The organism is Kribbella sp. HUAS MG21 (genome assembly GCF_040254265.1).
Lineage (GTDB): Bacteria > Actinomycetota > Actinomycetes > Propionibacteriales > Kribbellaceae > Kribbella.
Map to the genome: position 1 here is coordinate 4,785,254 of NZ_CP158165.1, position 15,598 is coordinate 4,800,851.

General features: G+C 69.7%; 9 protein-coding genes. 6 read left to right on the forward strand and 3 right to left on the reverse strand.

Features of this window, described 5'->3' with window-relative positions:
- Window positions 1-52 precede the first annotated feature (52 nt).
- Together ABN611_RS23485 and ABN611_RS23490 are read left to right on the forward strand one after the other, a co-directional pair.
- Complete coding sequence (locus ABN611_RS23485) at window positions 53-2,497, forward strand: pectinesterase family protein (RefSeq protein WP_350274376.1); 2,445 nt, start codon at window positions 53-55, stop codon at window positions 2,495-2,497.
- A 6-nt stretch (window positions 2,498-2,503) separates the two neighbouring features.
- Window positions 2,504-3,748 (forward strand): hypothetical protein, encoded by a 1,245-nt coding sequence (locus ABN611_RS23490; RefSeq protein ID WP_350274377.1) that lies wholly within the window; start codon window positions 2,504-2,506, stop codon window positions 3,746-3,748.
- 107 nt (window positions 3,749-3,855) lie between these two features.
- On the opposite strand, the gene ABN611_RS23495 is transcribed toward ABN611_RS23490, so the two are convergent.
- The 3 genes from ABN611_RS23495 to ABN611_RS23505 form a co-directional block, all read right to left on the reverse strand.
- On the reverse strand, window positions 3,856-5,139 hold the full coding sequence (locus ABN611_RS23495) for a glycoside hydrolase family 28 protein (protein WP_350274378.1): 1,284 nt from the start codon (window positions 5,137-5,139) through the stop codon (window positions 3,856-3,858).
- Window positions 5,136-6,338: a glycoside hydrolase family 28 protein gene (locus ABN611_RS23500; protein WP_350274379.1), complete on the reverse strand. Its 1,203-nt coding sequence runs from the start codon at window positions 6,336-6,338 to the stop codon at window positions 5,136-5,138. The genes ABN611_RS23495 and ABN611_RS23500 overlap by 4 nt, the downstream gene beginning before the upstream one ends.
- Before the next feature lie 230 nt (window positions 6,339-6,568).
- Window positions 6,569-7,969 (reverse strand): glycoside hydrolase family 28 protein, encoded by a 1,401-nt coding sequence (locus tag ABN611_RS23505; RefSeq protein WP_350274380.1) that lies wholly within the window; start codon window positions 7,967-7,969, stop codon window positions 6,569-6,571.
- A gap of 157 nt (window positions 7,970-8,126) precedes the next feature.
- On the opposite strand from ABN611_RS23505, the gene ABN611_RS23510 reads away from it, so the two are divergent.
- The 4 genes from ABN611_RS23510 to ABN611_RS23525 are packed head-to-tail and all read left to right on the forward strand — an operon-like array spanning window position 8,127 to window position 15,517.
- Window positions 8,127-9,515, forward strand: coding sequence for a glycoside hydrolase family 28 protein (locus tag ABN611_RS23510; RefSeq protein ID WP_350274381.1), 1,389 nt, complete (start codon window positions 8,127-8,129; stop codon window positions 9,513-9,515).
- 38 nt (window positions 9,516-9,553) lie between these two features.
- Window positions 9,554-10,561: a LacI family DNA-binding transcriptional regulator gene (locus ABN611_RS23515; RefSeq protein ID WP_350274382.1), complete on the forward strand. Its 1,008-nt coding sequence runs from the start codon at window positions 9,554-9,556 to the stop codon at window positions 10,559-10,561.
- 55 nt (window positions 10,562-10,616) lie between these two features.
- Window positions 10,617-12,623 carry a beta-galactosidase gene (locus ABN611_RS23520; protein WP_350274383.1) on the forward strand — a complete coding sequence of 669 codons (2,007 nt, stop codon included), beginning with the start codon at window positions 10,617-10,619 and terminating at the stop codon, window positions 12,621-12,623.
- Complete coding sequence (locus ABN611_RS23525) at window positions 12,620-15,517, forward strand: glycoside hydrolase family 2 TIM barrel-domain containing protein (RefSeq protein WP_350274384.1); 2,898 nt, start codon at window positions 12,620-12,622, stop codon at window positions 15,515-15,517. The genes ABN611_RS23520 and ABN611_RS23525 overlap by 4 nt, the downstream gene beginning before the upstream one ends.
- Window positions 15,518-15,598 lie beyond the last annotated feature (81 nt).

Below are 15,598 nucleotides of genomic sequence, written 5' to 3' on the forward strand. Positions count from 1 at the left end.
CCCGCCTACCGCCCCGGGCTTCTGTTGTGGCGGTCCGCGCGAGGAGACCGCCGTGCGAAATCGTCTGCTAAGTCTGTGTCTGGCCGTGCTCGCCGCGGCCGGGTTGCTCACCGCGTCCGCCACCACGGCGACCGCGGCGAACCCGGCGACGTACGGGCCGTTCGACCCGCGGATCGAGCTCGACGGCCACTGGGGGCGCGACGACGACGTCGCGATCACGGTGAACTCCGGCTCCGCGGTCCGCTTCCGATTCACCGGCTCGCAGCTCGGCGCACTCTTCGACACAGCGTCGATCACCGTCCCGGCCCAGCTGTACGTCGCGATCGACGGCCAGACGCCCGCGCTGCACAAGGTCGACGCGGACCGCAAGGTGTTCGCCGAGGGCCTCGACCCCAACGTCGCGCACACCGCGGAGATCCTGGTCAAGGACGTCGACGAGTACGCGAACCGCTGGACCGTGCCGCTGCAGACCGGCGTCGTCCTCGAGAAGATCGAACTCGCACCCGGCGCCAAGCTGATCCCGCTGCCGACCACGGCCGAGCACCGGATCGAGTTCTACGGCGACTCGATCACCCAGGGCGTGATGGCACTCTGCCCGCAGCTCGGCACCGACTGCGCCGACGGCACCAAGGCGTACCCGCACCTGGTCGGCAAGGCGTTCGGCGCCGACACCAACCAGGTCGGTTTCGGCAAGCAGGCCATCCTGCAGCCGGGGCACGGCGGCGTCGGCACTGCCGCGGAGTCCTACGGCTGGAACCTGGCCGGCTTCCCGGCCACCGGCTTCGACCCCGAGGCCGTCGTCGTGAATTTCGGCACGAACGACGCCGCCTACCCGAGCGCCGAGTTCACCCCGGCGTACCTGGCCTATCTGCGGAAGATCCGCGCCGCCGAACCGCAGGCGCTGATCGTTGCCCTCCGCCCCTTCAACGGCACGCACGCCGACAACATCAAGGCAGCCGTCGCGGCCGCGAACGACAGCCGGATCGTGTACGTCGACACGACGGGCTGGCTCGGGCCGCAGGACTTCAACGGCAGCACGCACCCGAACGTCCAGGGTCACCAGGTCGCCGCAGGCAAGCTCACCGCAGTACTGAAGCAGCTGACCGGCTGGGCGACGGGACCGACCGGGAAGCCGAAGCTCGCCCCGGTCGACGTCGAGGAAGCGACCTGCACGGACACCCCGCTCAGCCTCACCTTCCAGGGACCGGTGCAGCTCGGTGTCACCGGCAAGCTCCGGATCCACCGCGCGAACGGCGAGGTCGTCGACACGATCAGCCTGGCCGACCTCACGTCGTACCACCGCACAGTCGGCGGTGCGCGCACCGACTACGACCAGGTGCACATCTGGACGTACCAGGCAGTCGTCGTTGACGGCCGGACCGTCAAGATCCACCCGCATCAGCGGCTCGCGCCCGGCCAGTTGTACTACGTGACGGTCGACCCCGGCTTCGTGGTCGGGCACCCCGGGATCACCGCGGCGAACGAGTGGCGCTTCCGGACGCAGCGCGATCCGTTGGCCGACGACGAGCTGCGCGTGGACGCCCGCGGCGGCGCGGACTTCTGCACCGTGCAGGCGGCGATCGACTTCGTCGGCGAGGGGCACAAGGCGTCGATCGACGTCGGACCGGGGATGTACCGCGAGCTGGTCTGGGTGCCGCCGACGAAGCCCGGCCTGACGATCCGCGGCGCCGGCGCCGGCAGGACGGTGATCGGGTACCCCAACAACAACCTACTGAACGGCGACTCCGCGATGGGCAGCGTCCCGGTCGAGGAGTCGTACTGCCAGCGCCGCGTGATCCCGCAGTCCGACCGCTTCAACTGCTGGCGGTCCGCGATGGCGGTGTTCGCCGACGACTTCACGATGTCGGACCTGACCGTGCGCAACCTGACGCCGTACCGCGGCTCGCAGGCCGAGGCGTTCTTCGGGAACGGCAGCCGGATCGTGCTGGCCCGGGTCCGGATCCTCGGCTACCAGGACAGCCTCCGCCTGCAGGGACAGGCGTTCGTGACGAACAGCTACGTCGAGGGGGACGTGGACTTCGTCTGGGGGACCGGTGGCGTGTTCATGCAGGACTCGGAGCTGAAGGCACTGCACGAGGGCTACTACAACCAGGTCCGCAACATCGACAACGGGCCCGGCAACATCTTCGTCCGGGTCCGGTTGACCCGGGCGCCGGAGGTGCCCGACGACAGCGTGTTCCTGGCCCGCGCCGAGCTCAGCCGGTTCCCGGCGAGCCAGGCCGTCTTCATCGACTCCGCGATGGACAGCCACGTGAAGAAGACCGGCTGGCTGATCACCAGCCCCAACGACTGTGCGGCCGCCGGTCAGCTCCGGTTCTGGGAGTACCGCAGTACCGACCTGACCGGCCGTCCGCTCGACACCACCACACGACTCGCGTGCTCCCGGCAGCTCGGCGACGAGGAGGCAGCGAAGCTGCGCGACCCGGCGTCCGTGTTCGGCGGCTGGCACCCGGTCGTTCCCCGCCTCGAAAGGTGATCCATCATGAAGAACGTCAACCGTCGGGCCATTCTCGGAGGTGCTCTCGCCGTGACAGCCGGCACCGCGACCGGCGCCGCGACCGGCTGGCCGCTGAGCGCGGCCGCGACGGAGGTCCCCGCCGGCGGTGTGCAGCCGCACCCGGCGCCGCGTCCCGTCGCGCCGGTGAACGCTGAGATCGCGGCCGCGCACGCGGCGACGTACAAGACGCTGCCGCAGGTGGTCGTCGGCGTCGACGTCGAGGACCTGATGAAGATCCACACCGCCGCCGACGCGGACGCACTGCGCCCGCAGCTGGTCGCGCAGGTGTTCAAGGACACCGGCGTGCTGCCGACCGGGCTGCCGACGGTCCGGCGGGACGTCGGCGTACCGCCGGAGCTGCCCGCATTCACCGGCGTACGGCGCTACGACAAGCTCGAGGTGGCGATGCCGTTCGGGTACGTCGCCACGGTGTTCGTCCTCGAACCGGTGCAGAGCACGCACCGCCGGGTCGCGTTCTACCACAACGGTCACGGCGAGGGCCTGGACACGATGCAGCGGGTCGCGCAGGGCCTGCTCGACCACGGGTACACCGTGCTGCTGTTCGCGATGCCGTTCTACCACTGGAACCCGAAGACCCTGCAGGACCCGGCGAACCCGGCCAACCAGCTGCAGCCGTCGCACAACGACCTGCCGCTGTGGGAGTCGGAGAAATACTCGCCGCTCGCGCTGTTCATGGAGCCGCTGGCCGTCGCGATGAACCACGTCCAGGCGACGTACCGCCCGTCGTCCGTGCAGATGATCGGGCTCTCCGGCGGCGGCTGGGCGACGACGGTTTACCCGGCGCTCGACACCCGGATCACGCGCTCGTACCCGACGGCCGGCTCACTGCCGTTCTTCGTCCGGCCGGGCTCGCCGAAGCCGAGTCCGACGCGCGGGGACTGGGAGCAGCGGCTGGACAAGCAGCCTGGGCTCTACGGGCTGGCGGACTTCCCGGACTTCTACGCGCTCGCCGCGGTCGGCAAGCACCGCCGGCAGATGCAGATCCTGAACCGCTTCGACGACTGCTGCTTCAACGGCGTCGGCCACCGGTCGTACGAGGCCGCCGTCCGCCAGCGGATCGCGGTGATCGGCACCGACGCGGTCAGCAACGAGTCGAACGGCCACTGGGAGCTACTCGAAGACGCCACCCACGGCGACCACACCATCAGCCCCTACGCACTGTCGGTCATTCTCTGGGACCTGGACGTCAACTGCGCCCATCTGCCGTAGCCGCTGTACCGAAGAACGGGTAGTGGTGCATCGTGACGCTGCCTCGCCCACGGGGGCGAGGCAGCGCGGCGGTCGATCAGACGGACCACTACCCGTTGTTCGGTACGTCACCGCACCTGATGGACGTCCTTGATCGGATTCCCGTTGACGGTGACGTTGTCGAAGCTCAGGGCGGCGTGCTGCACGGTGCTCGGCTGGTCGACGGTGAAGTCGCAGTCCAGGAGCCGGAAGTCCTCGATCCGCGAGTGCCGGTAGCCGCGCAGCAGCAGGGCGTTGCGGGCCTGCTTGACGCGCACGCCGCGGAGTTCGACGTTCCGCACGTACGGCGTCAGCGGGCCGGCCTCGCCCTCGCCGCGGTAGAAGTTGCACTGGACGACTTCCTTCAGCACCTTCGCCACGGCGACATCGCGCAGGTAGACGTTCTCGACGAACCCGCCGCGCACCGCGTTGGTCTTGATGTACAACGCGAAGTACGGCCCGTCGATCCGGCAGTTGCGGACGTAGACGTTGCGGATCCCGCCCGTGAGGTCCGACCCGAGCGTGATCGCGCCGTACTTCACCCGCAGCTCGCAGTCCTCGATCAGCACGTCCTCGGTCGGTACGTCGACCCGCAGCCCGTCGGCCTCGCGCCCGGACTTGAGCGCGATGCAGTCGTCGCCGGCGTCGATCACGCACCGGCTGACGACCACCGAGCGGCACGACTCCAGGTCGATACCGTCGTTGTTCGGCCCCTGGGAGTCGATCACAACATCGCGGATCGTCACGTTCCGGCACAGCACCGGGTGCAGTTGCCAGAACGGCGAGCGGACCAGCGTCACGCCCTCGATCAGCACGTTCGTGCAGTTGTACGGCTGGACGAAGCTCGACCGCAGCCGCTGTCCGGCGTCCCGGTCCGCGAGCGGTACGCCGTACCAGCTCTGCTCCCGGAGCCGCTTGAACTCCTCGTCGCACTCGTGGAACCACTGCCACCAGGTGTCCCACGACCCTTGGCCGTCGAGCGTGCCGGTGCCGGTGATCGCGATGTCGGTGCAGCCGTTCGCGTAGATCATGGGCGAGTAGTTGAGCACCTCGACGCCTTCGTACCGCGTCTCGACCACGGGCAGGTAGTCCGCCGGGTCGGTGCTGAAGCGGAGGGTGGCTCCCTCGGAGACGTGCAGGTCGACGTGGGACCGCAGGTGGATCGGGCCGGTGTGCCAGGTGCCGGGCGGTACGACGACGCGGCCGCCGCCGGACGCGCTGCAGGCCTCGACGGCCGCCGCGATGCCGGCGGTGGCGTCGTCCTCGACCGCTCCGTGCGACGTGATCGGGAAGTCGACGGCGGGAAAGACCGGCGGCCGGACGTCGGCCAGGATGCGGTCGACGTCCGGCCAGCCGGGTACGTGTTCTGTCACAGGAGCTGCGCCGGGTCGGTGATGAGCTCGCCGTTGACGGTGAAGTTCTGGAACGACAGCTCGGTGTCCTGGATCGAGCTCGGCGAGTCGATGCTCGCGTAGGTGCAGTCGATCAGGCGGAAGTCCTGGATCGGCGAGCGCGGGTAGCCGAAGATCGAGAACGCGTTGCGCGCGTGGCCGACGTTGACGTTGCGCAGTTCGACGTTGCGGACCCGCGGCGTCAGCGGGCCGACGTCGCCCTCGCTGCGGTAGAAGTTGCAGGACACGACTTCCTTGGTCAGGTTCGAGATCTCGAGGTCGCGCAGGTAGATGTTCTCGGCGAAGCCGCCGCGGACCGAGTTCGTCTTGATGTACAGGCCGAAGTACAGGTACTGGCTGCCGAGCGTGCAGTTGCGGACGTACACGTTCTGGACGCCGCCGGTCATCTCGCTGCCGATCGTGATCGCGCCGTACCGGATGTTCATCGTGCAGTTCTCGATCAGGATGTTCTCCGACGGCACGTTGATCCGCAGGCCGTCGGCGCCCTTGCCGGACTTGATCGCGACGCAGTCGTCACCGCAGTTGAACGTGCAGTCGTGGATGTGCACGTACTGCGAACTCTCCGGGTTGACGCCGTCGTTGTTCGGGCCGCGGGTGTCGATGTGCAGGCCGCGGACGGTGACGTTGCGGGACAGCACCGGGTGCACCTCCCAGAACGGCGATCGCAGGATCGTCACGCCTTCGATCAGCACGTTGCGGCAGGACTGGGTCTCGATGAACGCGGCGCGCAGATGGTGCCCGGGGCCGAACACGCGGTCCTGCACCGGTACGCCGTCGGCCACCATCTTCACCAGCGTCTGGGCGTCCGCGCCGCCCGGGCCCGTCCAGGACCACCAGGTCTCCCAGGTCGCGCCGCCGTCGAGGGTGCCGGTGCCGGTGATCGCGATGTTCTCGCAGTCGCGGGCGTAGATGAACGGCGAGTAGTTCATCAGCTCCTGACCTTCGAACCGGGTCAGGACGAGCGGGAGGTACTGCTCCGGGTCACTGCTGAACAGCAGCGTCGCACCGGCCGACACGTGCAGGTTGACGTTCGACTTCAGATGAACCGCTCCGGTCAGAAACGTCCCCGGCGGTACGACGACCCGCCCGCCCCCGGCACGGTGACAGGCGTCGATCGCCTTCGCGATAGCCTCCGTCGCCAGCGTGACCCCATCCGGCACCGCCCCGAACGCGCCGATCGAAAAGTCCCGAGCCGCAAACCGCGGCGGCTGCACGGTAGCGAGAATGTGCCCGACATGCCCCCACCCCGGCCCCGGATCGCCTGCGGCCGAACCGGCAGAGCCAGCGGCGGCAGGAACGGTGCTCAGGCTTGCGGCGGTGCCCGCGACGGCTGCGGCGGCTCCCAGGCGGAGGAAGTTCTTTCTGGTCAGGTCATCCATCGGAGGGCTCCTTAGTTGTCGACGCGGGTGCCGTTGATCCAGACCTGGTTCAGGCGGAGGCCTTCGACCTGTTCGATGACGTTCTGCTCGGTCATCGCGTCGAAGCGGCACTGGTGCAGGTGGATGTCGCGGAGCGGGACGTCGGGCAGGCCGAGCAGGTTCAGGGCGCGCGGCGCGGACGCCACGGTGAGCTGGCTGATCGTGATGTCGCGTACGTCCGGCGGGTACGCGCCGGTGACCACGTTCGCGTAGTTGAGCACGATCTCGATCGCCGCGTCCGCGGCCTGCCCGACCTCGACGCGCCGTACGTCGATGTTCGCGATCGTCCCGCCGCGCTGCGGGTTGCTCTTGATCCGGATCGCGCGCTCCAGGTGCGGGCTGCTCATCCGGCAGTCGCGGACGAAGATGTCCATCACCCCGCCGCTGGTCTCGCTCCCGGCCGTCACGCCGCCGTTCCCGTCGGCCATCTCGCAGTTCCGTACGACGGCGTACCGGGCCGGAACGTTCACCCGCCGCCCGTCCGCGTCCTTGCCGGACTTGAACGCGATGCAGTCGTCGCCGGTCGAGATCGTGCAGTCCTCGATCAGCACGTCGGTGCACGACTCGGGATCGATACCGTCGTTGTTCGGCCCGTGCGGGCTGTCGACGGTGACGCCGCGCACGGTGACGTTGCGGCACAGCACCGGGTGGATGTTCCACATCGGGGAGTCCTTGACCGTGATCCCCTCGAGCAGGACGTTCTCGCAGCGGTTGAACTGCAGCAGGTTCGGCCGGAGGTGATGACCCTCACCGAACACCCGCTCCTCGACCGGGACCCCGTCGGCCGCCAGCTGCAGCAGCAACGTCTTGTCCGGGCCTTCGTTGGGCGGCGGACCGCCGGTCCAGTCCCACCAGTGCGTCGCGTCCGCGCGACCGTCGAGAATGCCCTTGCCGGTGACCGCGATATCGCGCTGCCCGTACGCGTAGACGAAAGCGGAGTAGTTGTAGCACTCCGTCCCCTCGTACCGCGTCGCCACGACCGGCAGGTACGCCGCCGGGTCCTGGCTGAACGCGAGCCGCGCACCCTCCGCCAGGTGCAGATCGACCCGGCTGAGCAGATGCACCGCGCCGGTCCGGTAGTCGCCGGCCGGTACGACGACATGCCCGCCGCCGGCGCGATGGCACGTCTCGATCGCCGCGCGGAAGGCCGCCGTACAGTCGGTGGCGTCGTCGCCGACGGCACCGAAGTCCGTCACGTCGTACCGGCGGTCCGGGAAGCGCGGCGGGCGGATCCGGCGGAGGATCTCCGCCACCTGCGCGTCCGGAGCGAGGCCGGCGGCGGCCGGGGCGGTACCGCCGCCGAGCGTGGCGCCGCCGGCGAGCACAGCTCCACCGGCGAGCAGGACAGTACGGCGACGAAGTGGGGCGGTCATCCGCGGCCTCCTAGCATGCAAACGATTGCAACCGATCGTGCCCGGAGACCGCGGGACTGTCAACGGCTGGCAGCACCCAAGTCTTGACCGGCCCGGAATCTCTTGGATACTTGCGGGCAAAGCTTTACCCAACCCGTCCGAGGAAGGGGCTCCGCCCATGCGTCCCACCCGTCGTCAGCTACTCGCCACCGGGCTCGGAGGACTCGTTGCCGCAGGCACCGGATTGCCCGCGGCCGCCGATCTGACCGTGGAAGGTCTGGTCCGCTCCCGGATCCGGCCGCCGCGGTTCCGCGACGCCTGGTTCCCGATCACCCGGTACGGCGCCACGCCCGCGGACGCCACCGCGGGCATCGCCGCCGCGATCGCCGCCTGTCACCAGGCCGGCGGCGGGCATGTCGTCGTACCGCCCGGGGTGTGGCAGACCGGCGCGATCAACCTGCTGAGCCACGTCGACCTGCACCTGGAGGAGGGCGCGACGCTGCGGTTCAGCACGGATCCAGCGGCGTACCTGCCCGTCGTACGGACGCGGTGGCAGAGCGTCGAGGTCTACAACTACTCGTCGCTGATCCGCGCCGAGGGGCAGACGAACATCGGCATCACCGGCAAGGGCGTCCTGGACGGCGCCGGTGACAACCAGCACTGGTGGTACTGGATCGGCAGCGGCCAGTACGGCTGGCACACCGGCCTGCCGAACCAGCGCGCCGACTGGGCCGAGCTGGAGCGGATGAACAACGAGCAGGTCCCGGTCGACCAGCGCCTGTTCGGCGGCGGGCACTACCTGCGGCCGAGCTTCATCCAGCCGTTCCGCTGCGAGGGCGTGCTGATCGAGGGCGTGACCGTCAAGGACTCGCCGATGTGGACGATCCACCCGCTCGAGTGCCGCAACGTCACCGTGCAGGGCGTGACCGTCGCCAACCTCGGCCCGAACGGCGACGGCTGCAACCCGGAGTCCTGCACCGACGTACTGATCCGGGACTGCACGTTCGCCACCCACGACGACTGCATCGCGATCAAGTCCGGCCGGGACGCCGACGGCCGCCGGTTGCAGCTGCCGTCGCGCGGGATCATCGTCGAGGACTGCACGTTCCTCAGCGGTGGCGCCGCCGTCGCTGTCGGTAGCGAGATGAGCGGCGGCGTCGCGGACGTGTTCGTCCGCCGGCTCGACGCGCCCGCCGATCCGGCCGCCGACGAGGCGTATCTGCAGTGGGTGCTGTGCGTGAAGTCGACCTCGACGCGCGGTGGTTATGTCCACAATGTCGATGTCCGCGACGTGGATTCAGGGGCCTGGATGTATCGTCCATTGGAGATCACTTTCAGCTACCAGGGAGGTGGCGACCAGTCGTTGTTCCCCGACGTACGCGACATCCGCCTGGATTCCGTCCGGGTGGCCCGGGCCGAGCGGGCGTATCGCGTCGTGGGGGCGCAGACACAGCACATCCGGTCGGTGGCGATCAGCAACAGCCGCTTCGACCAGGTCGCGGCGGACGCTGTCGTACAGTACGCCGACGACGTGACGATCCGGAACGTGTGGATCGGGCAGACATGAGCGATTCGGGCAAGAGGTTCAGGCATTAGGGGACAGGCGTGGCGGAGCGGGTTCGGCTGATCGATGTGGCGCGCGAGGCGGGCACCTCGGTCTCGACGGTGTCGAGGGCGCTGAACGGCTCCGACCTGATCTCGCCCGAGGTGGTCGCGCACGTGCGCGCGGTGGCCGGCCAGCTCGGCTACCGCGCGGACAAGCGGGCGCAGGAGTTCAAGCTCGGGCGCCCGCTGACCGTCGGCGTGACCGTGCCCGACCTGACGAACCCGTTCTTCTCCGAGGTGCTCAAGGGCTTGAACGCCGCCGCGCGCGAGGGCGGGTACCGCCTGCTGATCGGCGAGAGCAGCGAGGACCCCGCCGAGGAGCTGCGGCTGGTCGAGGAGCTGGTCGACTACTCCGGCGCGCTGGTGCTGTGCAGCTCCCGGCTGAACCGCGCGGGCCTGGAGAAGGCGCTCGGGCACCCGGTTCCGGTGGTTTGCATCAACCGCAACGTGAAGAACGCGGGCGTCGTCGCGATCGACTACCGCGTCGCCAGCCGGCTGCTGCTGGAGCACCTGACCGGTCTGGGCCACCGCCGCGTGCTGTACGTCGGCGGTCCGGCGACGTCCTGGTCCGACAGCGAGCGCCGCCGGACACTACGTCGTACGGCGCGCGCTCTCGACGTCACGCTCGACGAGGTCGACGGCGGCTGGTCCGGGAACCACGGGTACGACGCCGGCCCGACGGTGCTGCGCAGCCGCGCGACCGCGGTGATCACGTTCAACGACCTGGTCGGCATCGGGCTGCTGAGCTGGCTGTACGACAACGGCGTCGAGGTGCCGTCCGAGCTGTCCGTCGCGTCGTACGACGACATCCCGATCGCGGCGTACTCGCGGCCACCGCTGACCTCGCTGCGCAACGAGCGCGCCAAGCTGGGCGAGCTGGCCTGGCAGCAGCTGACCAAGCGGCTCGGCGGCGACCCGTGGCCGGCGCCGGACCTGCTCGCCCCGGAGCTCGTGGTGCGGGCCAGCACCGGACCGGCCCGCCGGAGGGCACGCATCAGTGTGAGCTGAAATCCCTGCGTGCAAACGATTGCACGGACGCTTCGGTGTCGGTTAGCGTTGACGCATGCTGCCGCCACGTGTCGTGCTGGGGACGGCCTACTACCCGGAGTACCTGCCGCGTTCGGCCGGCGATCGGATTCCCGTCGACCTCGACCTGATGGTTGCGGCCGGCATCACCGCGATCCGTGTCGGTGAGTCGGTCTGGTCGACCTGGGAGCCCCGGGACGGCGTCTTCGACCTCGAATGGATCCGCCCGGTGCTCGACGGCGCCGCCGACCGGGGGATCGCGGTGATCCTCGGGACCCCGACGTACGCCGTACCGCCGTGGCTGCAACGCGCGCATCCGGAGATCGCGGCCGAGCGGCGCAGCGGCGTCCCGGTGCCGTGGGGGATCCGGCAGGAGCTCGACTACGGCCAGCCCGCGTTCCGGTTCCACGCCGAGCGGGTGGTGCGGCGGATCGTCGAGCGGTACCGCGACCACCCGGCGGTGATCGGCTACCAGGTCGACAACGAGCCGGGGGTGTTGCTCGCGCACAACACGTCGGCGTTCCAGGCGTTCGTCGAGCGGCTGCGGCGCGAGTACGGCGACGTCGAGACGCTGAACGAGGCGTGGGGGCTGACGTACTGGTCGCACCGGTTGAGCGACTGGTCCGAGTTGTGGCGGCCGGACGGGAACAGCACGCCGTCGTACGACCTGGCCTGGCGACGGTTCCAGGCGGAGCGGACCACCGAGTTCATTGGGTGGCAGGCGGACCTCGTGAAGGCGTTGCGGCGGCCGGGGCAGTTCGTGACGACGTGTGTGGCGTACGACCGGCCGGCCGTCGCCGACGTGCCGTTGACATCGGGATTGGATGTTGCGGCAGGCAACATTTACGTGGATGTGCAGGACGGGTTGGCGCGACCGGCCGCACCGTCGCGGCTCGAGCCGGGCTGGATCGGGCGGAGTGTCGCGGAGCTGTTCCTGTCGGCGGACCGGGTGTACGGATCGCGCGGCGAGCCGTTCCTGGTGACCGAGACGAACGCCGCATCGATCGGCGGCTCGCACCAGAACCGGCCGCCGTACGACGGTCAGCTCCGGCAGCTCGCCTGGGCGATGGTGGCGCGCGGTGCCCGGATGGTCGAGTACTGGCACTGGCACTCGATCAACCACGGCGCGGAGACGTTCTGGGGCGGGATCCTCGGGCATTCTCTGGAGCCCGGCCGGGTGTACCGCGAGATCGCCGCGCTCGGGGCCGAGCTGGCCGAGGCTGGTTCGTCGGTCGCCGGGCTGACGCCGGACGTCGACGTCGCGGTGCTGTGGTCGAACGAGAGCGACTGGGCGTTGCAGTTCCAGCCGCCGCTGGCGACGGCGGGCGGCGCGCCCGACAAGGCGTCGTACCGGACGATCGTGGGCGCGTTCTACGGCGGGATCCTGGACGCAGGGTTGCGGCCCGGGGTGGTGCCGGTCGAGCGGCTCGAGGCCGCGCTGTCGGCGCCGGTGGTGGTTGCCGGTGGGTTGTACGTCGCCTCGGACGCGGTGCTGGATCGGCTGGTGGAGTACGCGCGGGACGGCGGGCATCTGATCGTCGGCCCGCGGACCGGGTACGCCGATCTCGAAGCGCGGCCGCGGGTCGCGGCGGCGCCGCCGCGGCTGGCGGAGGCGGCGGGCGTGACGTACCAGGAGTTCGAGAACCTCCACGGTGCGCTTCCGGTGAGTGGGCTGGCCGGGCACGCGACGCGGTGGGCGGAGACGCTGCTCGTCGACGACGCCGAGGTGCTGGCGTCGTACCGGCATCCGGGTGGTGAGCGGCGGCCGGTCGTGACGACCAAGCGCTGCGGTGCCGGGCGGGTGACGTACGTCGGGACAGTGCCCGATGCGGCGTTGGCAGCAGCGTTGTACGGCGACTCGCGATTGCTGGCGCCGTCCGTGACCGCGTTGTCGGCCGTGAACGCGGCGGGGAAGCGGCTGTGGTTCGTGCACAACTGGTCGGGGTCGGCGGTCGTGGTCGAGCCGTCCGGGTTCGACAAGGTCGAGTTGGGTCCGTGGGACGTCCGGGTGCTCGAGGAGAGCGTCGAGGGAGAGGCACAGTGAGGTACTTCGAGGATCTGACGCCGAGCACCGGGACCCGGGAGCCGCGCGCGTGGCTGAAGTCGTCCCGGCCGCGGCTCAGCCTGAACGGGCGCTGGCAGTTCAAGCTCTGGGAGACCGTTCCGGACGGTCCGCCGCGTCCCGACGGCTGGGGTGAGTTGGAGGTCCCGGGGCACTGGGTGCTGCAAGGGCATGACCGGCCGCGCTACACCAACACGGCGTTCCCGTTCCCGATCGACCCGCCGTACACGCCCGACGCGAATCCGACCGGTGATCACTTCCGATGGTTCGACCTGCCGGACGACTGGCCGGCGGACGGCGCGGTACTGCGGTTCGAAGGCGTCGACTCGTGTTTCAAGGTGTGGGTCAACGGTGTCGAGGCCGGGACCGCGAAGGGGAGCCGGCTGCCGAGTGAGTTCACCGTCGGCCACCTGTTGCGGCCGGGGCGTAACTCGCTGGCGGTGCGGGTGCACCAGTGGTCGTCGGGGTCGTACCTCGAGGACCAGGACATGTGGTGGCTGCCGGGGATCTTCCGCGACGTGACGCTGCTCGCGCGGCCGTTGATCGACGACGTCTTCGTGCATGCGTCGTACGACCATCTGACGGGATCCGGGATCCTGCGGGTGGAGACGGCGCCGGATGCCGTGGTGCGGGTGCCGGAGTTGGGCATCGTCGCCGAGGCCGGCGTACCGGTGACGGTTCCGGTGGTGGAGCCTTGGTCGGCCGAGTTGCCGCGGTTGTACGACGCGACGGTCGAGGTGCCGGGGGAGACGGTCGAGCTGCGGATCGGGTTCCGCACGGTCGCGATGGTGGACGGGGTGTTCACCGCGAACGGTCAGCCGCTGTTCTTCCGGGGTGTGAACCGGCACGAGCACGACGAGCGGCGCGGCCGGGCGATGACGGTCGAGGCGATGCGCGAGGACGTGGTGCTGATGAAGCAGCACAACATCAACGCGGTGCGGACCGCGCACTACCCGCCGCATCCGGCGTTCCTGGACCTGTGCGACGAGCTGGGGCTGTGGGTGATCGACGAGTGCGACATCGAGACGCACGGGTTCATCTACACCGACTGGCGCGGGAACCCGGCCGACGACCCGGCGTGGGCGCCGATGATGCTGGACCGGATGCGGCGGATGGTCGAACGCGACAAGAACCACCCGAGCGTCGTGATCTGGTCGCTCGCCAACGAGAGCCACCGCGGGCGGAACTTCGGTGAACTGGCGGCGTGGACGCGGGAACGGGATCCGGGGCGCGCGGTGTTCTACGAACGGGACCGGACGTACGAGTTCTCGGACTTCTACAGCCTGATGTACCCGCCGCTGGAGGACCTGGAGGCGATCGGCACCCGGACGGAGGACGTCCCCGATGAGACCGCCGAACACCCCGAGCTGGAGGCACGGCGCCGGGCGCTGCCGTTCATCCTCGCGGAGTACGCCCACGCGATGGGCAACGGACCGGGCGGACTGGCCGACTACCAACGCATCCTGGAGCGCTACCCGCGGCTGCAGGGCGGGTTCCTCTGGGAGTGGATCGACCACGGCCTCCTGTTGCCCGGCGCCACCGACCACGTCTACGGCGGCGACTTCGGCGAAAAACTCCACGGCGCCAACTTCTGCATAGACGGCCTCCTCTTCCCCAACCGCACCCCGTCCCCCGGCCTGCCGGAGTACAAGAAGGTCCTGGAACCAGTACGCCTCGCCGGCCCGAACCCCCTCGTAGTCCACAACCACCGAACGTTCTCGGGCGTGGACGACCTGGAGTTCCTGTGGTCCCTGACCGAAGACGGTGTCGAGGTCGACGCGGGCCGGCTGGAGGTTCCAGCTGTCGGCCCGGGTGAGTCGACCGAGATTCGGCTGCCTGCCCAGGCCTCCGCGCTGTCCGCGCCCTCCTCGCTCGAGCGGGTGCTGACTGTGCGGGCAGTGCTGGCGAAGGATGAGGCGTGGGCGACCGCGGGGCATGAGGTTGCGTGGGCGCAGTTCGTGCTGGACTCGCCTGTTGTGCCCGGTGTGGCGGTTGGGCCTGTGGTTGACGGTGGGGAGGTTGTGCGGGTTGGTGGGGGTGTGTTCGACCGGCGTACTGGTCGGCTGGTTCGGTTGTTCGGGCAGCGGGTTGATGGGCCGGCGGTGGACTTGTGGCGGGCTCCTACGGACAACGACAACGGGCAGGGTGGGCGGAACGGGGTTACGCAGGAGTGGCGCGCTGCTGGGCTTGATCGGTTGGTTCATCGGGTTGACGGTTTCGACGTGATGGGCGATGAGTTGGTGGTTCGGGCCCGGGTCGCGCCTGAAGGGCTGGGTGTCGGGGTGCGGGCGACGTACCGGTGGAGTGGGGAGGACGAGCTCCGGCTGACTGTGGACGTCGAGCCCGAGGGGGAGTGGGGTGGTACTGCGGTCACGCCGCGCTGCGGGAGTTGGCCGCGCGTCGGCGTACGGCTGGTGCTGCCGCGGGTGTTGGAGAACGTGCGGTGGTACGGCCGCGGGCCCGGCGAGGCTTACGCCGACAGCCGTGAGGCCGCGCGGATCGGCCTGTACACGCGGACCGTCGACGAGCTGCAGACGCCGTACGTCGTACCGCAGGAGAACGGCGCCCGCGTAGACGTCCGCTGGGCCGAGCTGACCGATGCCGAGGGCAAGGGCCTACGCGTGACCGGCGCACCGCACTTCCAGCTCACCGCGCGCCGCTCGACCACGGAGGACCTGGAAGCGGCCCGCCACCGCTCGGACCTCACCCCACGCGACCACATCTACCTCAACCTGGACCTGGCCCAAACAGGCCTAGGCTCCGCCTCCTGCGGCCCAGCCGCGACCTCCGACCACGTCCTCGATGTCGCGTCCTACTCGTTCACGTTGCACCTCCGGCCGGTCCCACCGCGGGATCCCGGGACCGAGGCCGACTGAGACGCCGCCGCGGCGGACGCGGCTGGCCTGGTGTGGGCTGTGTGGGGCCCACGGATTGCCCACAAAACAAGGGCATTCCAG